Genomic DNA, 20,801 nt, shown 5'->3' with positions numbered 1-20,801 from the left:
CCGCTGGTGCCGCCGCCGGGCACGTCGAGGCGCGAGCCGCTGCTCGCCGAGCGGCTGGCGCGCGCGATCACGCTGGGGGGGCCGATCCCGGTCAGCCAGTTCATGGCGGCTGCCAACGCGCATTATTACGCGACGCGCGATCCGCTGGGGGCGGGCGGCGACTTCACCACCGCGCCGGAGATCAGCCAAATGTTTGGCGAGCTGATCGGGTTGTGGGCGGCGGACCTATGGGACCGGGCGGGGCGTCCTGAGATTGCCTGGGTCGAGCTGGGTCCGGGCCGAGGCACGCTGACTGCCGACGCGCTGCGCGCAATGCGGGCAGCGGGGCTGATGCCAGCGGTTCATTTCGTCGAGAACAGTCCGGCGCTGCGCGAGGTGCAGGCGCGCGCGGTGCCCGGGGCGACGTGGCACGACGATGTGTCGACGCTGCCCGCCGACGTGCCGCTGCTCGTCGTCGCCAACGAATTCTTTGATGCGTTGCCGATCCGGCAGTTGGTACGCGGCGCCGATGGCTGGCGCGAGCGGCTGGTCGCGTGCCAGGACACGTTGTTCCTGCCGATCGCGGGCGGCGCGATGCCGGCGGGGATCATGCCCGAAGCGCTCGACGCGGCGGGACCCGGGTCGGTGGTCGAGACCTCGCCCGCCAGCGTCGCGATCATGGCGGGGCTTTCCGCGCTGATCGAAGCGCAGGGCGGTGCGATGCTGGTGATCGATTACGGCTACGAGGGGCCGGCGGTTGGCGACACGCTGCAGGCGGTGCGCGGCCACGCTTATGCCAATCCGTTCGAGGCGCCGGGCGAGCAGGACCTGACCGCGCACGTCGATTTCGCGACGCTCGCGCTCGCGGCGGAGGCTTCCGGATGCCGGCGCTCCGGGCCGACCGGGCAAGGCGCGTTCCTGTCGGCGCTTGGCATCGATGCGCGGGCCGCGGCGCTGGGGCCGCGGGTGGCGGAGGATCGCCGCCGGCTGGTCGAGGAGATGGGCGAGCTGTTCCGCGTCATGGCGGTTCGGCACCGCGACTGGCCCGAGCCGGCGGGGTTCGCGTGATCCATTGTCGCCGAGCAAGCCTCGCGTGATCGTCTACCGCGACGCCCTGCCCGACGACGGTCCGGCGATCGACGCAATGGCGCGTCGGGTGTGGCTCGACACCTTCAGGCATTCCGCATCAGCGGCTGACATCGAGCGCTACCTGGCGGAGGCGTTCGGTCAGGCGGGAGCGCTGATCCGCGACCTACCCGACCCGGCGTTCGACTACCGTGTCGCTTTGAGCGACAGCCACGTAATCGGCTATGCGAAGATGAGCACGCCGATCTTCACTGACGAGGTCGATGCGAGCGGCGCACACCAGCTGCGGCAGCTCTACGTCGATCGCGACTTCCACGGACAAGGGGTCGCGCCCGCGCTGCTCGACTGGTCTCGCCGGATCGCGCAGTCGCGCGGTGCGTCTAGCCTGCTGCTGACCGTCTGGGAGGAAAATGCGCGGGCGCGGCGCTTCTACGAAAAGCACGGCTTCGTCCACGTCGGCGATTACGCGTTCCAGACCGGAACGCAGGTCGATCGCGACCTAATTATGCGGCTGGCGCTGTGAGCGCGGTCGAGGTCATCCGCGCCGATGTGCTGGGCGGTGTGCCGCACGGATTCCTCGGCCGACGCGGCGGTGCGTCGGGTGGCGTGTTCGCGGGGCTGAACGTCGGTGCGGGATCGAGCGACGATCAGGACGCGGTGGCGGAGAACCGCATGGCGGCACTTGCAGCGGTCAGGCCGGGCGCGACGCTGCTGACGCCGTATCAGATCCACTCGCCCGATTGCGTCACCGTACGGGTGCCGTTCGCGAACGGCGTGCGCCCACACGCCGATGCGCTGGTGACCGACAATCCCGCGCTCGCACTCGGCATCGTCACCGCGGATTGCGCGCCGGTGCTGCTGGCGGATGTGGCGGCGGGCGTGGTCGGTGCGGCGCATGCCGGATGGAAGGGTGCACTGGACGGCGTCACCGATGCGACGCTCGACGCGATGGAAGCGCTCGGCGCAGTCCGGCAGCGGATCGCCGCGGCGATCGGACCGTGCATCGCGCGCGCCAGCTACGAGGTCGATGCCGCGTTTCGGCAGCGATTCGAGGAGGCTGATCCGGCGAACGAGCGCTTCTTCGCCGACGGTCGCGCCGACCACGCGCAGTTCGACCTCGAAGGCTATGTCGCTCACCGACTGGCGGCAGCGGGCGTACGGCGAATCGAGGCGATGGGGCTCGACACCTATGCCGACGAGGACCGTTTCTTCAGCTATCGCCGCGCGACACACCGCGGCGAGCCCGATTACGGACGACAGATCGCCATCATCGGGCTGTCGGGCTGACGAGCCGCCAGCCCAATCAGCAGCCTTACAGGACGAAGCGACTGAGGTCGGCGTTGCGTGCGACGCTGGCGAGCTGCTGCTCGACGTAAGCGGCGTCGACGACGAGGCTCTCCCCCTTGCGATCCTCGGCGTCGAAGCTGACTTCCTCCAGCAGCTTCTCCATCACAGTCTGCAAGCGGCGGGCGCCAATGTTCTCGATCTCGCCATTCACTTCCGCCGCGATGCGCGCAATTGCGCGGATGCCGTTGTCGGTGAAGCTGACCTCGATGCCTTCGGTGGCGATCAGCGCGCTGTATTGCGCGGGCAGCGACGCCTTGGTGTCGGACAGGATCGAGACGAAATCGTCCTCGGTCAGCCCCTTCAACTCGACGCGGATCGGCAGTCGGCCCTGAAGCTCGGGCAACAGGTCGGACGGCTTGGCGACGTGGAACGCGCCCGATGCGATGAAGAGGATGTGATCGGTCTTCATCGGCCCGTACTTGGTCGAGACGGTGGTCCCTTCGATCAGCGGCAGCAGGTCGCGCTGCACGCCTTCGCGGCTGACCGACCCGCCGCGCACATCGCTGACTGCGATCTTGTCGATCTCGTCAAGGAAGACGATGCCGTTCGCCTCCGCATCGGCAAGCGCGGTGCGGCTGACCTCGTCCTGGTCGAGCCGCTTGTCGGCTTCCTCCTCGACCAGCTTCTCCCACGCGGCGGGGACGAGCAGCTTGCGGCGCTGCTTGGGTGCGTTGTTGCCGAACGCCTTGCCCATCATCTCGCTCAAGTTGATCATGCCGACCGACCCGCCGCCGGGAATGTCGAACGGCATCTGCGGCGTCTGGCTGAGTTCGAGCTCGATCTCGGTCTGGTCGAGGTGGCCGTCGCGGAAGCGCTGGCGAAAGCTCTCGCGCGTCGCCTGGCTCGAATCCTTGCCGACGAGCGCGTCGAGCAGGCGGTTCATCGCCGCTTCCTCGGCCTTGTCCTTAACCGCCAGACGCCGGCGTTCCTTTTCAAGCCGCACCGCCTCCTCGACCAGGTCGCGCGCGATCTGTTCTACGTCGCGACCGACATAGCCAACCTCGGTGAACTTGGTCGCCTCGACCTTCACGAACGGCGCGTCGGCGAGTTTCGCCAGACGGCGGCTGATCTCGGTCTTGCCGCACCCGGTCGGGCCGATCATCAGGATGTTCTTGGGCGTCACCTCGTCGCGCAGATCGGCGCCGAGCCGCTGTCGGCGCCAGCGGTTGCGGAGCGCCACCGCAACCGCGCGCTTCGCGTCGCGCTGACCGATGATGTGCGCGTCGAGCGCGGCGACGATCGCCTTGGGCGTCAGATTGTCTTGCATGGAAAAACTCAGTTGGCCGAGTCGAGCGTTTCGACGACGAGGCGATCGTTGGTGTAGACGCAGAGGTCGGCGGCGATCTTCATTGCACGGCGCGCAATCGTTTCCGCATCCTGTTCATAGTCGACCAGCGCACGCGCGCCGGCGAGCGCGAAATTGCCGCCCGATCCGATCGCGGCGACGCCTGCCTCGGGCTCCAGTACGTCGCCGTTGCCGGTCAGGATCAGCGTCACGTCGCGGTCGGCGACGATCATCATCGCCTCCAGGTTGCGCAGATATTTGTCGGTGCGCCAGTCCTTGGCGAGCTCAACCGCGGCGCGCATCAGCTGGCCGTTGTGGCGCTCGAGCTTGGCCTCGAGCCGTTCGAACAACGTGAAGGCATCGGCGGTCGCGCCCGCGAAGCCGCCGATGACCTTTCCGTCCTTGCCTAATGTGCGGACCTTGCGCGCATTAGGCTTCATCACGGTCGGGCCCATCGAGACCTGGCCGTCGCCAGCGACGACGACCTTGCCGCCGCGCCGAACCGAGAGAATGGTGGTGCCATGCCAGACCGGCACGGAATGTGGATCGTTCCCGCTCATGGCGCGGCATGTAGGTAGCGCGGCGTGCTTGTGCCAACCCCGCGACCGGGCGTGACTGCCGGAGGGCGAAATCCACCGTACGATTTTCTATGTTGTAGCAAAACGGGGGAAACACGCGCATGCGACATCCTCCTCCAAGGAGATGGTGCGTGCGTACCGACGACGACGACGATCGCGAATATTACAACCGCCGCGCGGAGGCCGAGATCGAGGCCGCGAGCGCAACCGAGAACCCGGCGGCGTGCAAGGCGCATTACCAGATGGCCGAACTTTACCTCGAACGTGCCTATTCGGACGAGGGCGACGGGGCGACGGGTGAGGACAACACCGCCGCTCCCTGACGCGTCACCGCGGCCGCTTCCCCCATTCGCGGGCGACGGTGTAGCCGAGGTAACCGGTGCCGAAGAGCGCGTAGAGCGGCTCTGGCAGTGCGTTCAGATAAGCGGTCATGCCGCGGGCGATCGCCTGCGCCGCCGCCGGCCGGATCGCGGCGATCAGCCCCATCGGGATGCTCCACAACAGCAGCGCATACATGACGTAGAGGAATGACGGACGCGCGCGGGCGGTCCAGCGGTCGGGGCTGTTCGCCTCCGCCAGCACCCCCGCCATCTGCGTGCGCAGGGTGCCGAGTTCGTGGGTGCGTTCGAGCCGCAGCAGTTCGAGCTTCGCAGCGTCCCGCGTGGCGGGATCGGGGATGATGCGGTCGAGCACGCCTGCGATCGGCGTGATGAGATCGGTGGCGGGTCGGGCCATGATGAGGCTCCTTCAAGAGTCGTGATGCGGCTGGAAGGTCACTGAAGTCACACCCCTACGCATGAGCGCGCGAGGGACGTGACCTTGGCGCCGTCAGTTGAGGCGATTGGCGAGCCAGCCGTAGAGGAAAGCCTCGTTCGCGGGTCGCTGCTCGGCGAGCGCCATGTAGCGTTCACCCTGCAATGCCTCGATCGCCTTGACGAGCACGACCTCCCCGCTCGCGCGCCGTGTGGCGAGGAAGCGGTCGAGCGCGGCGAGCGTCTGTGCACCGACGCGACCGTCGAGCACCACGTCGGCGTAGTCGGTTGCGCCGCGATTAAGCGCGTTGAGCGCACGTTGCAGGAAGGTGACCGCGACCGCCGGGCCCATGTTGACCCCGGTGTCGAACAACTCGGCGGCGAGCGCGGCCGCGCGGGTCGCAACCTGATCGAACTGCGGGCGCACCCAGTAGATGCGGCGATAGATCGCGACGGCGGCGGCGCGCGAGAAATGCCGCATGTCGCCGGCATAGCCGTTCGCCCGCGCAACCGCTTCGGTGATGCCGAAGCGGGTTGCGCCGCCGCGGTCGGCGGGATGGTTGGAATAGCCGCCTTCGCGGTCGATGACAGCGTCGATGAGTTGATCGATCACGTGAAACACTCCCCGGTTGAACCGCGGGAACAATGCGTGAACATATGCGTGTAGGACAGCGACGAGGCGGTGCTTCGCTACATCGTCGCTGTGTGATTTGGTCGGGGCGACAGGATTCGAACCTGCGACCCCCACACCCCCAGTGTGATGCGCTACCAGGCTGCGCTACGCCCCGACCGAGCGGCGGCCATTACGCGCGGCGACGCGATGATGCAAGCGACCTGTTGCCGGGGTACGTCTGGGGCTCGCCGGGCCGTGCTGCCGGGGCGGGCAGTTGCGCCGGGTGGCGCGCGATGGTAGCGCCGGGAACTTCTTTGGCGTGCGGGTGATGCTCGCGCGCGCAACTTTTCATGCTTGGACACGATGCTCATCTCTCCAGCTTACGCGCAGGCAGCCGGCGGTGCGGGTTCCGCGAACGGTGCACTCGGCGGCTTCCTCGGCCTCGCGCCGCTGTTCCTCATCTTCATCGTCTTCTACTTCCTGATGATCCGTCCGCAGCAGGCGCGAGTGCGCAAGCTGCAGGCAGCGGTCGCGGCGGTGAAGAAGGGTGATTCGGTCGTCACCGCGGGCGGTCTGGTCGGCAAGGTAACGCGCGTCGAGGATGCCTTCGTCGAGGTTGAGATCGCGCCCAACACCCGCGTGCGCGTGGTCAAGGCGACGCTGGCGGAGGTCACTCCGCTCGGCTCCAAGCCCGCCAACGACTGAGCTGAGCCAAGACAATGCTCGATTTCCCACGCTGGAAGGTCGCCTCGATCTGGGCGTTCCTGGCCGTGCTGGTGGCGCTCTCGATCCCGAGCATCGTGCCGGGGTTGAACGAACGACTGCCGGTCAAATTCTCCACGATCAATCTGGGGCTCGATCTGGCGGGCGGCAGCTACCTGCTGCTCGAGGCCGATACCAACGACGTTGCGGCGACGCGGGTCGAGGCGATGCGCGAGCAGGTGCAGACCGAGATGCGGCGACAGAACCCGCGGATCGAGATTGGCGATATCTCCAGCCGCGGCGGGCAATTGTCGTTCCTGCTGCGTGATCCGACCCAGGTCGACGCCGCGCGCGAACGGCTGCTGGCGATCACCGGCGGCGGTGCCGGCATGACCGGACAGCGCGAATGGGACATTCAGGTCGTCGACACTAGCCGCTTCGTGCTGACCCCGACGCAAGCTGGCCTCACGCAGGCGGTGGATCGCGCGATGCAGGACGCGACCGAGGTCGTGCGCCGCCGCATCGACGAGCTCGGCACGCGCGAGCCGACGATCATCCGTCAGGGATCGAACCGTATCGTCGTACAGGTGCCGGGTCTGGGCAATCCGCAGGCGCTAAAGGACCTGCTGGGCAAGACGGCCAAGCTCGAGTTCAAGCTGGTCGACCAGAATACCGATCCGGCGCAGCTAGCCAAGGGTCAGGCGCCCGCGGGCAGCCAAGTGCTCCCCTATCCCAACAGCCCGTCGGGCATTCCCTTCATCGCGGTGAAGCGTTCCGCGATTATCACCGGCGACATGCTGTCCGACGCGCGGCAGGAGTTCGATCCGCAAACCAACGCGCCGCAGGTCTCGATCACCTTCGACAGCCAGGGCGGTCGCCGTTTCGCGCGCGTGACGCAGGAGAACGTCAACAAGCCATTCGCGATCATCCTCGACAACAGCGTCATCTCCGCGCCCAACATCAACGAGCCGATCCTGGGCGGTCGCGCCGCGATCAACGGTGGCTTCACAACCGAGAGCGCCAACGCGCTGGCGATCGCGCTGCGCTCGGGCAAGCTGCCGGTCGCGTTGAAGGTCGTGGAAGAATCGACCGTCGGACCTGACCTGGGCAAAGACTCGATCCGCGCCGGCATCCTCGCATCCGCGGTCGCGGTGGCGCTCGTGGTCGCGTTCATGCTGGTGACCTACGGCCGCTTCGGCGCCTATGCGAACCTGGCCGTCATCATCAACGTCTTCGTAATCCTGGGCGTGCTGGCGCTGATCAAGGGAACGCTGACACTGCCGGGCATCGCGGGATTCGTGCTGACGATCGGTACCGCGGTCGACGCCAACGTGCTGATCAACGAGCGCATCCGCGAGGAATTCCACCGCGGGCGCAGCGTCGTGCAGTCGATCGAGCTGGGTTACAAGGAAGCGAGCCGGACGATCTTCGAGGCGAACGTGACGCACGCCATCTCTGGCATCATCATGTTCCTGCTGGGCTCGGGCCCGGTCAAGGGTTTCGCGGTGGTGCTGCTGATCGGCATCGCGACCAGCGTTTTCACCGCCGTCACCTTTACCCGCATGCTCGTCGCCGGCTGGGTGCGCCGCACCAAGCCCAAGACAATCAACATTTGAGCCGGGCCAGACCCATGAAACTCCTCAAGCTCGTACCCGACAACACCAACATCGATTTCGTGCGGCTGCGCGGATGGGCGTTCGGCCTGACTTTGCTGCTGAGCGTGGTGGCGGTCGGGTTGACCTTTTATCACGGGCTCAACTTCGGCGTCGATTTCGAGGGCGGGTTGATGATCGAGGAGCGGTTCGCGACGCAGCCGCCGATCGATCAGGTCCGCACCGTGATCGAGCAGCAGGAGGTCGGCGATGCCAACATCCAGCCGATCGGCGACGGTACCACGCTGTCGATCCGCCTGCCAGTCCAGTCGGGCGGCGACGAGGGCGCGACCAATGCGGCCGTCAAGAAGGTCGAGGCCGCACTCGCTGCCAAGTTCCCCGGCGCGACGTTCCTGCGTTACTCGACCGTGTCGGGGAAGGTGTCGGGCGAGCTGGTGCGCAACGGCGCAATCGCGATCGTGCTCGCGATCCTCGGCATTGGCCTGTTCGCGATTTTCCGTTTCGAGTGGCAGTTCGGGGTGTCGACGATCGTCGCGATCGTCCACGATCTGTTGATGACGCTCGGCTTCTTCGCGCTGACGCAGTTCGAGTTCGACCTGAACATCGTCGCCGCGGTGCTGACGATCATCGGCTATTCGATCAACGACAAGATCGTGATCGACGACCGCATCCGCGAGAACATGCGCCGGTACCGCAAGATGGACATGCGCGAGATCATCAACCTGTCGGTCAACGAGACGCTGCCGCGCACCGTGATGACCTCGGTCACGATCCTGCTCGCGCTCGCCGCACTGCTGCTGCTGGGCGGGCACGTGCTGCGCGGGTTCACCGCGGCGATGATCCTTGGCATCGTAGTCGGTACCTATTCGTCGATCTACGTGTCTTCGTCGCTGCTGATCTCGCTGGGGCTGCGTGCCGAGCCGGAAGGCGGCGCGGCACGGCCCGGTCGCGGCGGGATCGAGAATGCCGAGCGCGTGGGACCGCGGAACTGACGCCGTGGTGACGCGCGCGGGATCGATGCGGATGGATCGGGCCGGCGCTGCCGGGCCGCTGATCCGCGCGATGGGGCCAAGCGGGTTCCGCGTTGATGAGAACGTCTACACCGCGCTGACGCTGACCCCGTTGCGCGCGGACACGTGGTCACCGCCACCGCTCGCCGAACTGGATGAGGCGGCACTGGCGGCGATCCTGGAGGGCGCGCCCGAATTCGTGCTGCTCGGCACCGGCGCGAACCTGGCACGACCGCCGCGTCCGCTGGTCGCCGCGCTGGAGGCGCGCGGGATCGGTGTCGAGGCGATGGACAGCCGCGCCGCGGCGCGCGCCTGGGGCGTGCTGCGTGCCGAGGACCGACAGGTGGTCGCGGCGCTCTACCCGATCGATGCGTGAGGATGCGTACAGCCTAGACGGCTCGGGCCCGCACTCCTGAGAATCAAGGCGCTGACGTGTAGTGGCGAGCCACCAGTCCCGAGAGATGATCGTATAACGAAGCGGTGTTTACCGCCCAGGTGAACCGCTCGGCGATGCGGCGAGTGTCGGCGGGTGCGGGCGGATCGCTGATGATCGCAGCGAGTGCCTCAGCAAACGCTGCCGGGGTCCGTGCGACGATCCGCCCCGCCGCCGCGTCGGTCACGACCTCGTCTGCCCCGCCCGCATCGGGAATGACGATCGGCGTGCCGCATGCAAGCGACTCGATCCAGGCATTGGCCAGCCCCTCCGACGACGATGCTAGCGCGAACACGTCCGCCGCGGCGAGCCAGCGTGGCAGGTCGGCGTGCGCGACGCTGCCCAGCAGCCGGACGCGCTCACCGAGGCCGCGCTCGGTGACGAGTGCTTCGAGCCGTCCGCGCTCCGGTCCTTCCCCTGCGATGGCAAGCGTGACATGTGGCAGGTCGGCAAGCGCCTTGATGACGATGTCGTGCCCCTTGCGCAGGATCAGCGCGCCGACCGACACGATCAGCGCGCCGTCGATGCCTAGCTCCCGCTTGAGCCTGCTGCGATCGGCGGGGGCGAAGCGGTCGAGGTCGACGCCGGTGTGATGGACGCGGATGCGCTCCGCGGGCAGGCCTAATGCCGCCATGTCGTCGCGCATCGCCGCACTGACCGCCAGAAGACCGTCCGCCGCCTGTCCTGCGCAACGAACCTGCGCCGCAGTGGCGGGTGCCCGACCCCAGTGGTGGATGTCGGCACCGCGCGCCTTGATCGAGACCGGCACGCCGTAACGCTGCCCAAGCGCGACTGCGGGGGGCCGTCGGGGAAGAAGAAGCTCGCATCGATTACATCAAACACGAAGGTGTCGCGTAGCCGGTCGAGGATCGGGCGCAGCGCAGCGGTAAGTGCGGCGGCATGGAAGCGGCCGGCGGTTCCCGGTACTGTGGTGAAGCGCGGTCGCAGGATGTTCAGTCCACGCCAGACCTCTTCGCGCGGCACGCAAGCGAGTGCGCGATAATGCGCATGACGGTTGAGCGGCCATGGCGGCAAGCCGATCGGTGCCACGACGCGAAGTTCCACGTCGGGGTGGGCGGCGAGCCCGCTCGTCTGCCGCTCGACGAAGATGCCGAAGTTGGGGCGCGTCGCGTCGGGAAACAGCGTGGAGAGCGTCAGGACGCGCATGACGGTGATATAGCAGCCCGAAGGTTAACTAGTTTATGCCTGTGAAGCGATCAGCGCATAGTGGCTGCATCGGCCATCTGCGGCTGTCGTGACGGTCCATGCTCGTGCGCTCCGCGGCACAACGCGACGGCACCGGCTTAGCGCGTGTCGAGCGCGTCCAAGATCTTGAGGCGTAACCCCCGACCACACGGTCGCACCTTGCACGCGGTAAAGAGAAGGGCCCGGGCGTTACCGCCCGAGCCCTTCCTCACGCACTCTCGATCAGCTTACTTGTTCTGGTACGTGCCGGAAAAGCTGCTGTTCAGGTTGGTGTCGCCGCCGGCTGACGTGCTGGTCGACGAGGCGGTGCTGCCGGTCATGCTCTGGCCGGTCGAACCACCATAGCTGCCCGATTGCGACAACGAGCGCTGGCCCGCCATGTTGTCGCTGGTGCGATCACCGTAGCCGAACATCGCCTGCTTGCTCTCCTCGTCGCGCCACTGCTTCTTGGCCTCGTCAGCGGTCTTCGACAGCATGACCTTCTTGTCCTCGACCGAGCTGATCCAGCTTGACGGGATCGAGTGGTGCTGGCCGCCCGCATCGACGTCGTTCTTGGTCAGGAGAATACGGTCGCCGCGTACCTTGTCGACGGTGCCCACATGGCTGCCGTCGGAGCCGACGACCTCGGCATGCTCCTTCACCTTGTCGAGCGAATCGCGCTGCGTCTGACGGTTCGTGCGCCACGAGCCGAACTCGTTGTTGAACTTGCTGCGGTTCTCGCTGCGATACTCGTCATAGTCCCGGTCGAGCGCGGCGATCTGGCCCGAACGCCAGTGATGATAGTCGGAGTCGCGGTCATGCCGGTCGCGTTGGTTGTACTCGCGTTCGTCATAGCGATTGTCCATCTCGCGCCGACGCTCGGCTTCCTCGTCACCGAACCACGAACGGACCTCGTCACCGGCGCGGTCGAAGAAGCCGCGTTCCTGGTAGTTATAGCCCTGCGGCGCACGGCCGTAATTGCCGCGCTGCGAGTCGCCGCGATCGTTGCCTCCGAAGCGGTTCTGCTCACGACCGTAGCCGCCGCGATTATCATCGTCCCAATGCTTGCGATCACCGACATCGACGAAGCGGCGACCGTCGGAACCGTAGCTGCCGTGATACTCGTTCCTGCCTGACGAGCCATATTGGCGCGACTGGCCGTAGTTCGACTGGCCGTAGCCGGACTGACCGTATTCGGAACGGCCATAGCCGCGATCGTCGCGGTCACGGTCGTTGCGGCCATAGCCTGCGTTGCCGTAGTCGCGCTGGCCATAAGGGTTCGACCCGTACGAGCCCGACTCGTAGCGATCACGGTTGCCGCGATAGTCGCGGTCGTCGTCGCGGCCCATCATGCCCGCGGACTGATAATCGCGCGCGCTGGAGTAGCTGTACTGCCGGCCGGATCCATAGTCGCGGCCATAGTCCTGAGTCTCTTCACGATTGTTATAATCGCCCTGCGGGTTCGTGCCGCGCGGATAACGTTCGTAGCCCATTCGGTCCTCCTAGCTGGACAGCAACGCGCCGATTGTGTGCGTCGTATGCGCGCCAACAAAGCCGGAAGTGGCCGATGCGTTCCTATCGTTACGGTATCGCAACATCCTCTTCGTCGCATCCGTGGCTCGGCTGAACAGCGGCACGAGGCTTGCAGGCGAGCGGTCGCGCGGCGATGGTCGCGGCGAAGGAGAAGCGGGATGACGCAAACGGACGCGGACGGCGGCAGCGGCGGCCCAAGCCATGACGACGTGCCCGCATCTGCGACTTATGATGAGGGCGCCAAGGCGCGCGCCGTCCCGGCCGCGACGCTGGTGATCTTTCGCGAGCGATCCGGGGGGCCACCCGAATTGTTGATGGTCGAACGCGCGCAGAAGATGGCGTTCGCCGCCGGCGCAATGGTGTTTCCGGGCGGGCGGGTCGATCCGGGCGATCACGCGCTGGCACAGACGTTGGGGGCGGATGACGATGGTGAAACCGCGGCGCGGATCGCGGCGATCCGTGAGACGATCGAGGAGGCAGGACTACCGGTCGGGCTGACCGCCACTCCTTCGCTTGCTGCGCTGACGAAGATGCGGCGTGCGCTGCATGCGGGCACGGCGTTCGCCGACGTGCTGCGGGCGGCGGGTGTGACGCTCGACCTCGACACGCTGGTGCCGTTCGCGCGCTGGCGTCCCGCGCATCGTCACCGGCGGATCTTCGATACGCGCTTCTACCTTGCACGCCTGCCCGGTGACGCGCCCGAGGCGTGTGTGGACCAAACCGAGAATGTCCGGCTCGCCTGGGCGAGCGCCGCGGGGGTGTTGGCAGATGCGGACGCGGGACGTCTGTCGATCATCTTCCCGACGCGCCGCAATTTGGAGCGATTGGCGCAATTCGCCTCGTTCGATGCGGCGGTCGCGCATGCGCGCGCGACACCGCTCCGCGTGGTGACACCGTGGAGCGAGCGGCGGGGCGGCGAGGACCGGCTCTGCATACCCGAAGACCTCGGCTATCCGGTGACCTCCGAGGCGACCGCCAGCGCGATGCGCGGATGAGCATCGGTGCAGGCGTGATCCGCGTCGTCCGGCGGGTCGCACGGATGCTGGTCATCGGAGGTGGTGCGGCGCTGCTGGCGCTGGTCGCTTGGGGGGTGATGCGAGGGCGACCGCAGGACCTGCCGTGGACCCCGCTCGACCTGTCGCAGCCGATCGGTGCGTTTACCGGGCGCAAGCTGGCGGCGCTGGGTGACGATTTCGGCACCTGCCGTGCGCTGCTCGACCGTTCGGGTGTGCGCTACACCGCGCTGCCTCCGCGCGATGACGGTGCACGGTGCGGATACCGTGACGCGGTGCGGCTGCGCAGTGGCGGCCCGAGGACGATCGGTTATTCGCCGGCGAGCCTGGGCGTCGCCTGCCCGGTCGCGGCGGCATTGGTGAAGTGGGAGTGGGACGTGGTGCAGCCCGCAGCCGAGCGGCACTTCGGCACCCACGTCGCCGACATCGAGCATTTCGGCAGCTATTCGTGCCGGCGCATCTACGGGCGCGATGCGGGTAGCTGGAGCGAGCATGCGACCGCCGATGCGGTCGACATCGCGGGCTTCCGGCTGGCCGACGGCCGGCGCGTCACCGTGGTGCGTGACTGGTTCGGCGACGCGGCGCAGGACGCTGCCTTCCTGCACGACGTTCGCGATGGTGCATGCCGGTTGTTCGCGACGGTGCTGTCGCCCGACTATAACGCCGCGCACCGCGATCACCTCCACCTCGATCAGGCGAACCGCGGCGCGACCGGGTGGCGCGCGTGCCGGTGACGCGGATCATGCTCGACGCCGCCGGGTGGCAGGACTTCCGCGACATTTATGCCGCGTTGCTGCCCGCGCTTGGCGCGCCGGATTGGCATGGGCCCAACCTCGACGCGGTGTATGACGCGCTGGTCGCGGGACATTACCGCATCCGGCCGCCGATCGTCGTAACGGTGCAAGCGGTCAATCAGGCGAGCCAGTCCATGCGCACATATCTGGCGCGGCTCGTCACCGTGTTCGACGACGCGCAGGCGCAATATGGCATCGATGCACGGCTGGTGTTGGCGTGACGATCAGTGGAGCGGCGCGCCCGCCTCGACCTTCTCGACCCAGTGCGGGTAGAAGCCCGGCTGGCGTGACGACCATCCCGACGCGGTCGCCGCGGCTTCGCTGATTGATTGCAGCAGCTTGCGGCGCAGCTCCGGGTGAAGGTGCGGCAGCGCCGCGGCCGAGCAGAAGGCAGCGGGCAGCCACGGCCGCACGCGCGGGCCGATCAGCCGTTCGTACAAGAAGCGATAGGCCGAGAAACTGAGCAGCCGCCCCTGCCCCAGATCGAACGCCGAGGTGACGACCAGGGGTGAGAGGAACGGCTCGACCGCGTCCAGCCCGCTGTCGTCGGGCACGCTCGCCCGCAAGGTGTCGAGCCGGCGGTAGTGGCGCGCCTGCGCGCGGATCGAGGCGGCCTCGACCACGTCGCGCGACCAACGCAGCATCGCATCTTGCCGGTCGAGCCCCACGTCGAGGCTGCGGCGGATGTAGCGCTGCGTCGCGGCCGGGAAGCTCGCAAATTCCTTCATCTCCGCCAGCGTCATCGCGCCTTCTGCCGGCTTCATCCTCGCGCTCATCGTTCACCCCGCCCGATCAATGCTATGCGGAGCATCATGCGCCAGGATGGTTAACACCAGCCTTAACGAACACGTGCGTCGCGTCACAAATCCATCATGAAAGATACCGCAGCGCAACATGAATGCGATGAAGTGCCATATGATGTGGTTTTCTTGCTTGCTGCTGTGGCTGGTAGGTCACGGTAAGCTAGAGGCCCAACGACAAAGGGCCGGCACTTGGCCGACCCTTCGCTTGATCAACGCTGTTAGCACTTAGGCGTCGCGCTGGCGCTCGGCCTCCGCTGCCGCATCAAAGCCCGACGAGGCGGGCGGCTCATCCTTGCGGCCCGGGATCGTCGCGGAGATAGGATCAGAGGCGTCCATCGATTCGTCGAGGCCTTCATCGAGCTTCGCGTCCTCGTTCGACGGATCCTTCTGTAGCCGCTTGTTGATCATCTTATCCTGCCCGGCGTCCTGCCGTGCGTCCTTGCTGCCGCCGGCGTTGCCCGCCTGCGTGCCATCGGGTGCGACCGACATGCTGTCGAGTGCGCGATCGTCGATCGGATTGTTATCGGACACCTGAACCTCCGTTGATGTTTCGACACACCAACGACGCGCGCAGGCACCTGTTCCTGCGTGCGTCAGTCAGAGAGGCGCGTGACCGAAACGCGCTGCTGCTGGAGCCAGGCGCTGCCGAAGATCGTCATGAACGCGATGTCGGTAGCGTCACGCCCGACGCAGACGCGTGCGATCTCATCCGGGTGCGCCATGCCGGTCGGGTCGACGAGGTGCCACGCACCACCCAGCCAGAGTTCCACCACGGCATGGAAGTCGGGTGGATCGACACCCGGCGCATAGGCGGCGACGCAGCGCGCCGGGATCTCGCCCGCACGCGCGAGCGCGACGAGCAGGTGCGCGAAGTCGCGGCACACGCCGCGACGTTCGGCAAAGGTGTCGAGCGCGCTGCTGCGCCCGTCGCTGCCCGCGCCGTCGTAATCGATATTGGCGCGCACCCACTCGGCCAGCACGATCGCGAGATCGCCGCCGCGCAAACCACCGAAGGTACGGCGCAGGAAGTGGTCGAACCGGTGCGACTCGCAATACCGGCTGGGCAGCAGATAGGGAATCGTGTGCGACGGCAGCAGCCCGGCGGGCGTGTGCGGCAGCGTGGCGAGCGACGGCGTGGCGCGGTCGATCCGCACCGTGGCGCGGTAGTGCGCGACGAGACGGTGTTCGGCGGTCGCCCAGGTCCGCTGTCCGATGCCATCCTCGCCCGACACGGCGCGGATCGGATTGTCGCTCTCGATGACGAGCGACTGTTGCTCAAGCCGTTGATCGAGCAGCGCCGCGGCCTCGATCTGAAGCAGCACATCGGCTCGCTCCGGGAAGCCGTAGTCGAGATAGGCGTCGATCGAGAGGCGCAAGCGGCAGTGACTTTCGTGAGCGCAAAAGAAACGGGCCCGGCGATGCCGCCGAGCCCGTGTTCCTGATTACGACGCTTATCCGCGATCAGTCGCGGCCGGAGCCGAACAGACGCAGGATGAACAGGAACATGTTGATGAAGTCGAGGTACAGCGTCAGCGCGGCGAGCACCACTGCCTTCGACACCAGCTCACCATGACCGGCGACCTGGAAATACATGCTCTTCGTCCGCTGCGTGTCGTACGCGGTCAGCCCGGCGAACAGCAGCACACCGACCAGCGAGATGACGAAGCCGAGCGGGCCGGAATTCACAAACATGTTGATGACGCTGGCGACCAGCAGGCCGACGACGCCGATGATCAGGAACGTGCTGAACGCCGACAGATCACGCTTGGTGGTGTAGCCGTAGAGGCTGAGCGCCGCGAAACCGGCGGCCGTGGCGAAGAACGCCTGCGCGATCGCGACCGGCGAGTAGACAAGGAAGACCGTCGACAGCGACAGGCCCATCGCCACCGCAAAGCCCCAGAACATCCCGCGCAGCTGCGAGGCACTGAAGCGGTTCTGCCCGAAGCTCATCGCGAACACGAAGGCGAGCGGCGCGAGCACGATCAGCCAGCGAAGCGGCGTCTGGAACACCGCGGCGGCATAGCCCGACAGCGCGAAGCCGAGCGCGACGATGCCCGTCAGCAGCACGCCCGAAGTCATGTAGTTGTAAACGGACAGCATGTACGACCGGAGACCCGCGTCGTGGGCGGCGTCCCGCGTACCGGCCTGCGCCGCCCCGAACCGGGCGGTGGAGCCCTGAGGGTCCGACCAGTTTGCCATTGTCAAATCGCTCCTTCGTCCGGCATGGAAACACCGGGTCATCGATGAATATCGCTCGGTCACGTCACGTTTTCAAGCGAGCCGGATGGTTAGCGCCAACATCGGCAATTGTTCGTTACATGCGTTCGTCAAAAAGGGGTCCTTGCTACCTCTCTGGGAGGGTTGATGCACCGCCTGTTCGTCGCCCTCCGCCCTCCGCTTGCTGTTCGCGACATGCTGGTCGACGTGATGGACGGCTTGCCGGGTGCGCGTTGGCAGGACGACGAGCAACTGCACGTGACCTTGCGCTTCATCGGCGAGGTCGAGCGCCCACAGGCAGAGGACATTGCCGCCGCGCTCGCCGGCGTTGCCGCGCCCGTGATTGAGGCGCGGGTAGAAGGCGTCGGCACGTTCGACCGGCGCGGGCGCGTCGATACCTTGTGGGCGCGGATCATGCCCGCCGAGCCACTCGCCGCCCTACACCGCAAGGTTGATCAGGCACTGGCACGTGCGGCCGTGGTGCGCGACGAGCGACGCTATCTGCCACACCTCACGCTCGCGCGCTTCGGTCGTGGGAGCAGCGACGCGGGCGCGATCGCGCGCTGGGTGGCGGAGCACGCCGGGCTGACCACGCCCGCGTTCACGCTGCCACATCTGATCCTGTACGAGAGTCATTTAGGCCATGAGGGCGCGCGATACGAGCCGGTCGCGCGTTGGCCGCTGGCATAGCCCTCCCCTGCCGGCTAGGCTGGGGTCAAAGCAGACAAGAGGGGACGGGGATGGCAGAACCGGCGATCACAGGCGACATACATCAGAGCGAGACTCGCGCGAGCGGCTACGCCTGGTACGTGCTGGCACTGCTGTTTGCCGTCTACATCCTCAACTTCGTCGACCGGCAGGTGATTTCGATCCTGGCGGAGGACATCAAGCGCGACCTGCACCTGAAGGATGAGGACCTGGGCTTCCTCTACGGCACCGCCTTCGGGGTGTTCTACGCGCTGTTCGGCATACCGCTCGGGCGGCTGGCGGACAGCTGGTCGCGGGTCAGGCTGATGACGATCGGGCTCGGGCTGTGGTCGGCAATGACCGCGCTGTCAGGCTTCTCCGCGTCGGGTGCTCAGCTGACCGCGGCGCGGATCGGCGTCGGCATCGGTGAGGCGACCGCTTCACCCTCCGCTTACTCGCTCATCTCCGACTATTTTCCAAAGAAGCTGCGCGCGACCGCGCTGTCGATCTATTCCGCCGGCATCTATGTCGGCGGTGGCTGCTCGTTGTTCATCGGCGGCGCGATCGTGCAGCGCTGGAATGCGGCCTATCCCGCCGGTGGACCGCTGGGGCTGGTCGGATGGCAGGCCGCGTTTCTGGCGGTCGGGCTGCCGGGACTGGTGCTGGCGGCGTGGATCGCGACGCTGCGTGAGCCGATCCGTGGCGCGGTCGAGGGATTGCCCGAGCCCGAGCGGCACCCGGCGCCGTTCCGCGCCTTTGCCGACGAACTGCTGACGATCCTGCCGCCGCTGACGCTGATCGGTGCGCTGCGCGGCGGACTGCGCGCGCTGCTGGTCAATCTGGCGGGACTGGGCATCATTGTGCTCGCCGTCCTCGCGCTGCTGGCGATGGGGGAGCCCGCGCCGCAGTGGCTCGCGGTCGGTACCGGCTGTTACGCGGTGTTTTCCTGGGCGTGTGCGCTGAAACGCCGCGATCCTGCCACTTTCGCGCTGATCGTCGGCACGCCCGCGTTCGTGTGCACGGTGATGGCCTACGGACTGAACGCATTCCTGGCCTATGCCGCGAGCTTCTGGGCCGCACCCTATGCGATGCGCGTGTTGGGCGTGGAGCCGGCGATCGCGGGGCTGATGCTGGGCAGCATCGGCGCGCTGTCGGGGTTTTTGGGCGTGACGGTCGGCGGTGTCATCGGCGACCGGTTGCGGCAACGTAGCCCCTCGGGGCGGCTGGTGATGGTGCTGGCGGGCGCAATCCTGCCGCTGCCGTTCTTGGCGATCGGGTTCACCACCGCGACGCCCGCCGTGCTCTACCCATGCCTGTTCGCGGCGCAATTCTTCGCCAGTTGGGCGCTCGGCACCGCCGCGGCGACGACGCAGGATCTGGTGTTGCCGCGGATGCGGGGCACAGCGACCGCGACGTTCTTCATCGGCACGACGCTGCTCGGGCTGGCGCTGGGGCCCTATCTGGCAGGGCGTGTGTCGACGCTGACGGGGAGTCTCTCGACCGGCATGCTGTCGCTGCTGCTGAGCGCGCCGATCACGATCGCGGCCGCGGGCGCGGCCTACCGCCTGGTGCCCGCCGCCGAGCGCACGCGTGAGGAGCGCGCACGGGCAGCGGGCGAGGTGATCTAGGTCAGGCTGGCTGGAACACCCCGCAGGCGATGCGGTCACCCGAATTTCCCGAAGGGTCGGTCATCAGGTCGTCCGCCTTCGCGTGAACGATGAAGGCCGCGCCATCGGCGTCGAGCAAGCCCGCCATGGTCGCACCCGGCACGGTCGCGCCGACGGTGCCGCGCCCGCCTGAGTCGATCACGAGATTTGGCAAATCGCCCTCATGTGGCCCCTGCGGGTTCATCGAACCATGCTTGCGCATTGTCGGGTTCCAGTGCCCGCCCGCGGTGGTGAAGCCGGGCGCGTCGCAGCGGCCGACTGTGTGGACGTGGACGCCGTGCGTGCCGACCGGCATCGCCATCGCGTCAACCGTGAAGCGCAGCCCACCAGCAACCTCGGTCGCGGTCGCGCGGCCGACATCGGCACCGTCGGCGGTACGGAGCATCGCCACCGCCTTCGCGCCGCCCGCCATCGGCGTGCCCGTCGCCATCTCCTCACGTGTGCAGGCACCGAGCGTCAGCGCCGCGCTCCCCGCCACCAGCAACATCAGCCGCATCACCATCTCCCTGTTTGAACCGGATCGGGAGCGAAACGGATCGACGTAGGCGTGCGTTCCCGTTTGAAGGGCAACTACTGACCGCGCGCGATCAGCGCGGCGATGCGACGCGCGCTCGCCGCCGCTTGCCAGATCGCGAAGGCGAGCACGACGTTCAGCACGACGACCTCGATGAGGAAGAACCAGAGCGGCGAGCCCGCGATCATGCTGAGGCCGAGCAGGATCGTGCGCGGATTGGCGCCGAGTGCCGCCAATACCGGCAGCGTGCGTGTGCCTGCCGCGTGCGCGATCTCGGCGATGCGCGCCCGCTCGCGTCGATCGTACTCGGCGCTCAGCACCAGCGCGTCAACGCGCCGCGTCGGACCCGACATCGCGCCCCACGCCCAAAGATAGACGCCCGACAGCGTCGCGCCGATGCCGGTCGCGGGCGCACGCTGGTTCTGCAGCCACGGCACGTCGTAGACCCACCATTGATAGGTGCGCCGTCCGCTTTCGGCGAACACCGACTGCACCGCGCGCGACACGCCTGCCGCGATCGCCAGCGCCCAGGCGATCCAGCCGATATGGTGGTCGAGCTGTGCGGCAAGCAGCGCGTAGAGGATGCCGTGGCCAAAATAGTCGCATAGCCCATCGACCACCTCACCTGAGGGGGATGCACGCCCCGACAATCGCGCCAGCATACCGTCCGCGCCGTCGACAACGTGCCACGACAGGTGAAGCACGAAGCCGATCGCGATCCCCCACGCGCCGCCGACTAGCGTGTAGAAGACGCCCGCCGACACCACCATCAGCGCGCCGAATACCGACACCATGTTGGGCGTCACACGCGTCGGCACCAGCGCGCGTGCCAGTGCGCCCGCGATCGGATGGTAGATCGCGGCGTTCAGAAAACCTTGCAGTTCCCGCGGCTTTCGCGCCACAGTGGGTTGAGATTCGTCCACGCTTTCCCTCGTGCAGGCGCGACCGCGATGGTGTACGATCACCCGTTCGCTTGACAGCCGCAACGGT

General features: G+C 67.2%; 24 protein-coding genes, 1 tRNA gene and 1 pseudogene. 13 read left to right on the top strand and 13 right to left on the bottom strand.

What is annotated here, in order from left to right:
- Positions 1-6: 6 nt before the first annotated feature.
- Genes SMN802W_RS0104830 through pgeF form a run of 3 tightly spaced genes read left to right on the top strand, consistent with a single transcriptional unit; the run spans position 7 to position 2,352 of the window.
- Entirely contained in the window at positions 7-1,047 is a 1,041-nt protein-coding gene (locus tag SMN802W_RS0104830; protein ID WP_019515762.1) for an SAM-dependent methyltransferase, read from the top strand.
- Between the two features lie 25 nt (positions 1,048-1,072).
- A complete protein-coding gene (locus tag SMN802W_RS0104825) occupies positions 1,073-1,588 on the top strand; it encodes a GNAT family N-acetyltransferase (RefSeq protein ID WP_019515761.1) in 516 nt (171 codons plus the stop codon).
- Positions 1,585-2,352, top strand: a complete 768-nt coding sequence (pgeF, locus tag SMN802W_RS0104820; RefSeq protein ID WP_019515760.1) for a peptidoglycan editing factor PgeF — start codon at positions 1,585-1,587, stop codon at positions 2,350-2,352. The genes SMN802W_RS0104825 and pgeF overlap by 4 nt, the downstream gene beginning before the upstream one ends.
- A 25-nt stretch (positions 2,353-2,377) precedes the next feature.
- Here the strand turns inward: pgeF and hslU are convergent, their stop codons facing one another.
- Together hslU and hslV are read right to left on the bottom strand one after the other, a co-directional pair.
- Positions 2,378-3,679, bottom strand: a complete 1,302-nt coding sequence (gene hslU / locus SMN802W_RS0104815) for an ATP-dependent protease ATPase subunit HslU (protein WP_019515759.1) — start codon at positions 3,677-3,679, stop codon at positions 2,378-2,380.
- An 8-nt stretch (positions 3,680-3,687) separates the two neighbouring features.
- On the bottom strand, positions 3,688-4,257 hold the full coding sequence (hslV, locus tag SMN802W_RS0104810) for an ATP-dependent protease subunit HslV (protein ID WP_019515758.1): 570 nt from the start codon (positions 4,255-4,257) through the stop codon (positions 3,688-3,690).
- 149 nt (positions 4,258-4,406) lie between these two features.
- Here hslV and SMN802W_RS0104805 point away from each other — a divergent pair, with 149 nt between their 5' ends.
- Complete coding sequence (locus SMN802W_RS0104805) at positions 4,407-4,598, top strand: hypothetical protein (protein ID WP_019515757.1); 192 nt, start codon at positions 4,407-4,409, stop codon at positions 4,596-4,598.
- A 4-nt stretch (positions 4,599-4,602) separates the two neighbouring features.
- Here SMN802W_RS0104805 and SMN802W_RS0104800 read toward each other — a convergent pair whose 3' ends face one another.
- The 3 genes from SMN802W_RS0104800 to SMN802W_RS0104790 form a co-directional block, all read right to left on the bottom strand.
- Positions 4,603-5,010, bottom strand: a complete 408-nt coding sequence (locus SMN802W_RS0104800; RefSeq protein ID WP_019515756.1) for a 3TM-type holin — start codon at positions 5,008-5,010, stop codon at positions 4,603-4,605.
- A gap of 93 nt (positions 5,011-5,103) precedes the next feature.
- On the bottom strand, positions 5,104-5,649 hold the full coding sequence (locus tag SMN802W_RS0104795; RefSeq protein WP_019515755.1) for a glycosyl hydrolase 108 family protein: 546 nt from the start codon (positions 5,647-5,649) through the stop codon (positions 5,104-5,106).
- Between the two features lie 89 nt (positions 5,650-5,738).
- A tRNA-Pro gene (locus tag SMN802W_RS0104790) sits at positions 5,739-5,815 on the bottom strand.
- Positions 5,816-6,003: 188 nt separating this feature from the next.
- Between SMN802W_RS0104790 and yajC the strand changes: the two genes are divergently transcribed.
- Genes yajC through SMN802W_RS0104770 form a run of 4 tightly spaced genes read left to right on the top strand, consistent with a single transcriptional unit; the run spans position 6,004 to position 9,341 of the window.
- Entirely contained in the window at positions 6,004-6,345 is a 342-nt protein-coding gene (yajC, locus tag SMN802W_RS0104785) for a preprotein translocase subunit YajC (protein ID WP_026325758.1), read from the top strand.
- A 14-nt stretch (positions 6,346-6,359) separates the two neighbouring features.
- On the top strand, positions 6,360-7,958 hold the full coding sequence (secD, locus tag SMN802W_RS0104780; RefSeq protein ID WP_019515753.1) for a protein translocase subunit SecD: 1,599 nt from the start codon (positions 6,360-6,362) through the stop codon (positions 7,956-7,958).
- Positions 7,959-7,972: 14 nt separating this feature from the next.
- Positions 7,973-8,947 (top strand): protein translocase subunit SecF, encoded by a 975-nt coding sequence (gene secF, locus SMN802W_RS0104775; RefSeq protein WP_019515752.1) that lies wholly within the window; start codon positions 7,973-7,975, stop codon positions 8,945-8,947.
- Positions 8,948-8,972: 25 nt separating this feature from the next.
- Positions 8,973-9,341 carry an MTH938/NDUFAF3 family protein gene (locus tag SMN802W_RS0104770; RefSeq protein WP_037523347.1) on the top strand — a complete coding sequence of 123 codons (369 nt, stop codon included), beginning with the start codon at positions 8,973-8,975 and terminating at the stop codon, positions 9,339-9,341.
- A 43-nt stretch (positions 9,342-9,384) separates the two neighbouring features.
- Here SMN802W_RS0104770 and SMN802W_RS18955 read toward each other — a convergent pair.
- A pseudogene (locus SMN802W_RS18955) lies at positions 9,385-10,565 on the bottom strand (glycosyltransferase).
- A 266-nt stretch (positions 10,566-10,831) separates the two neighbouring features.
- Positions 10,832-12,076 (bottom strand): DUF2171 domain-containing protein, encoded by a 1,245-nt coding sequence (locus SMN802W_RS0104760; RefSeq protein ID WP_019515750.1) that lies wholly within the window; start codon positions 12,074-12,076, stop codon positions 10,832-10,834.
- A gap of 198 nt (positions 12,077-12,274) precedes the next feature.
- On the opposite strand from SMN802W_RS0104760, the gene SMN802W_RS0104755 reads away from it, so the two are divergent.
- From SMN802W_RS0104755 to SMN802W_RS0104745, 3 genes are read left to right on the top strand one after another with little or no spacing between them, the layout of a single operon-like run.
- Positions 12,275-13,111, top strand: coding sequence for an NUDIX hydrolase (locus SMN802W_RS0104755; protein WP_019515749.1), 837 nt, complete (start codon positions 12,275-12,277; stop codon positions 13,109-13,111).
- Positions 13,108-13,863 carry an extensin family protein gene (locus tag SMN802W_RS0104750; protein WP_019515748.1) on the top strand — a complete coding sequence of 252 codons (756 nt, stop codon included), beginning with the start codon at positions 13,108-13,110 and terminating at the stop codon, positions 13,861-13,863. Before SMN802W_RS0104755 ends, SMN802W_RS0104750 begins: the two co-directional genes overlap by 4 nt.
- Positions 13,845-14,144: a barstar family protein gene (locus tag SMN802W_RS0104745; protein WP_019515747.1), complete on the top strand. Its 300-nt coding sequence runs from the start codon at positions 13,845-13,847 to the stop codon at positions 14,142-14,144. The genes SMN802W_RS0104750 and SMN802W_RS0104745 overlap by 19 nt, the downstream gene beginning before the upstream one ends.
- A gap of 3 nt (positions 14,145-14,147) precedes the next feature.
- Here SMN802W_RS0104745 and SMN802W_RS0104740 read toward each other — a convergent pair whose 3' ends face one another.
- From SMN802W_RS0104740 to SMN802W_RS0104725, 4 genes are all read right to left on the bottom strand, one after another.
- On the bottom strand, positions 14,148-14,687 hold the full coding sequence (locus SMN802W_RS0104740) for a hypothetical protein (RefSeq protein ID WP_019515746.1): 540 nt from the start codon (positions 14,685-14,687) through the stop codon (positions 14,148-14,150).
- A gap of 264 nt (positions 14,688-14,951) precedes the next feature.
- The gene (locus SMN802W_RS0104735; RefSeq protein WP_019515745.1) at positions 14,952-15,257 is read right to left on the bottom strand and encodes a hypothetical protein; all 306 of its coding nucleotides are present in this window, start codon (positions 15,255-15,257) and stop codon (positions 14,952-14,954) included.
- A 62-nt stretch (positions 15,258-15,319) separates the two neighbouring features.
- Positions 15,320-16,102 carry a transglutaminase-like domain-containing protein gene (locus SMN802W_RS0104730; RefSeq protein WP_019515744.1) on the bottom strand — a complete coding sequence of 261 codons (783 nt, stop codon included), beginning with the start codon at positions 16,100-16,102 and terminating at the stop codon, positions 15,320-15,322.
- An 85-nt stretch (positions 16,103-16,187) separates the two neighbouring features.
- The gene (locus SMN802W_RS0104725; protein ID WP_026325753.1) at positions 16,188-16,925 is read right to left on the bottom strand and encodes a Bax inhibitor-1/YccA family protein; all 738 of its coding nucleotides are present in this window, start codon (positions 16,923-16,925) and stop codon (positions 16,188-16,190) included.
- Between the two features lie 165 nt (positions 16,926-17,090).
- Between SMN802W_RS0104725 and thpR the strand changes: the two genes are divergently transcribed.
- Both thpR and SMN802W_RS0104715 read left to right on the top strand, forming a co-directional pair.
- Complete coding sequence (gene thpR / locus SMN802W_RS0104720) at positions 17,091-17,633, top strand: RNA 2',3'-cyclic phosphodiesterase (protein WP_026325752.1); 543 nt, start codon at positions 17,091-17,093, stop codon at positions 17,631-17,633.
- 50 nt (positions 17,634-17,683) lie between these two features.
- Positions 17,684-19,258, top strand: coding sequence for a spinster family MFS transporter (locus SMN802W_RS0104715; protein WP_019515741.1), 1,575 nt, complete (start codon positions 17,684-17,686; stop codon positions 19,256-19,258).
- A 1-nt stretch (position 19,259) separates the two neighbouring features.
- Here the strand turns inward: SMN802W_RS0104715 and SMN802W_RS0104710 are convergent, their stop codons facing one another.
- On the bottom strand, positions 19,260-19,793 hold the full coding sequence (locus tag SMN802W_RS0104710) for a superoxide dismutase family protein (RefSeq protein WP_026325751.1): 534 nt from the start codon (positions 19,791-19,793) through the stop codon (positions 19,260-19,262).
- A gap of 74 nt (positions 19,794-19,867) precedes the next feature.
- A complete protein-coding gene (locus SMN802W_RS0104705; protein ID WP_019515739.1) occupies positions 19,868-20,734 on the bottom strand; it encodes a CDP-alcohol phosphatidyltransferase family protein in 867 nt (288 codons plus the stop codon).
- Positions 20,735-20,801: the final 67 nt, after the last annotated feature.

The sequence above is a fragment of the Sphingomonas sp. Mn802worker genome (genome assembly GCF_000382485.1).
In the GTDB taxonomy this organism is placed as follows: Bacteria; Pseudomonadota; Alphaproteobacteria; order Sphingomonadales; family Sphingomonadaceae; genus Sphingomonas.
This window is presented reverse-complemented; position numbering and strand designations above follow the sequence as displayed.

What these genes read in the sequence shown, in the direction of transcription:
- hslU (WP_019515759.1), bottom strand. Translation starts at nt 3,679, where the DNA reads ATGCAAGACAATCTGACGCCCAAGGCGATCGTCGCCGCGCTCGACGCG.
- hslV (WP_019515758.1), bottom strand. Translation starts at nt 4,257, where the DNA reads ATGAGCGGGAACGATCCACATTCCGTGCCGGTCTGGCATGGCACCACC.
- SMN802W_RS0104800 (WP_019515756.1), bottom strand. Translation starts at nt 5,010, where the DNA reads ATGGCCCGACCCGCCACCGATCTCATCACGCCGATCGCAGGCGTGCTC.
- yajC (WP_026325758.1), top strand. Translation starts at nt 6,004, where the DNA reads ATGCTCATCTCTCCAGCTTACGCGCAGGCAGCCGGCGGTGCGGGTTCC.
- secD (WP_019515753.1), top strand. Translation starts at nt 6,360, where the DNA reads ATGCTCGATTTCCCACGCTGGAAGGTCGCCTCGATCTGGGCGTTCCTG.
- secF (WP_019515752.1), top strand. Translation starts at nt 7,973, where the DNA reads ATGAAACTCCTCAAGCTCGTACCCGACAACACCAACATCGATTTCGTG.
- SMN802W_RS0104770 (WP_037523347.1), top strand. Translation starts at nt 8,973, where the DNA reads ATGCGGATGGATCGGGCCGGCGCTGCCGGGCCGCTGATCCGCGCGATG.
- SMN802W_RS0104760 (WP_019515750.1), bottom strand. Translation starts at nt 12,076, where the DNA reads ATGGGCTACGAACGTTATCCGCGCGGCACGAACCCGCAGGGCGATTAT.
- SMN802W_RS0104755 (WP_019515749.1), top strand. Translation starts at nt 12,275, where the DNA reads ATGACGCAAACGGACGCGGACGGCGGCAGCGGCGGCCCAAGCCATGAC.
- SMN802W_RS0104750 (WP_019515748.1), top strand. Translation starts at nt 13,108, where the DNA reads ATGAGCATCGGTGCAGGCGTGATCCGCGTCGTCCGGCGGGTCGCACGG.
- SMN802W_RS0104740 (WP_019515746.1), bottom strand. Translation starts at nt 14,687, where the DNA reads ATGAAGCCGGCAGAAGGCGCGATGACGCTGGCGGAGATGAAGGAATTT.
- SMN802W_RS0104725 (WP_026325753.1), bottom strand. Translation starts at nt 16,925, where the DNA reads ATGGCAAACTGGTCGGACCCTCAGGGCTCCACCGCCCGGTTCGGGGCG.
- thpR (WP_026325752.1), top strand. Translation starts at nt 17,091, where the DNA reads ATGCACCGCCTGTTCGTCGCCCTCCGCCCTCCGCTTGCTGTTCGCGAC.
- SMN802W_RS0104715 (WP_019515741.1), top strand. Translation starts at nt 17,684, where the DNA reads ATGGCAGAACCGGCGATCACAGGCGACATACATCAGAGCGAGACTCGC.
- SMN802W_RS0104710 (WP_026325751.1), bottom strand. Translation starts at nt 19,793, where the DNA reads ATGCGGCTGATGTTGCTGGTGGCGGGGAGCGCGGCGCTGACGCTCGGT.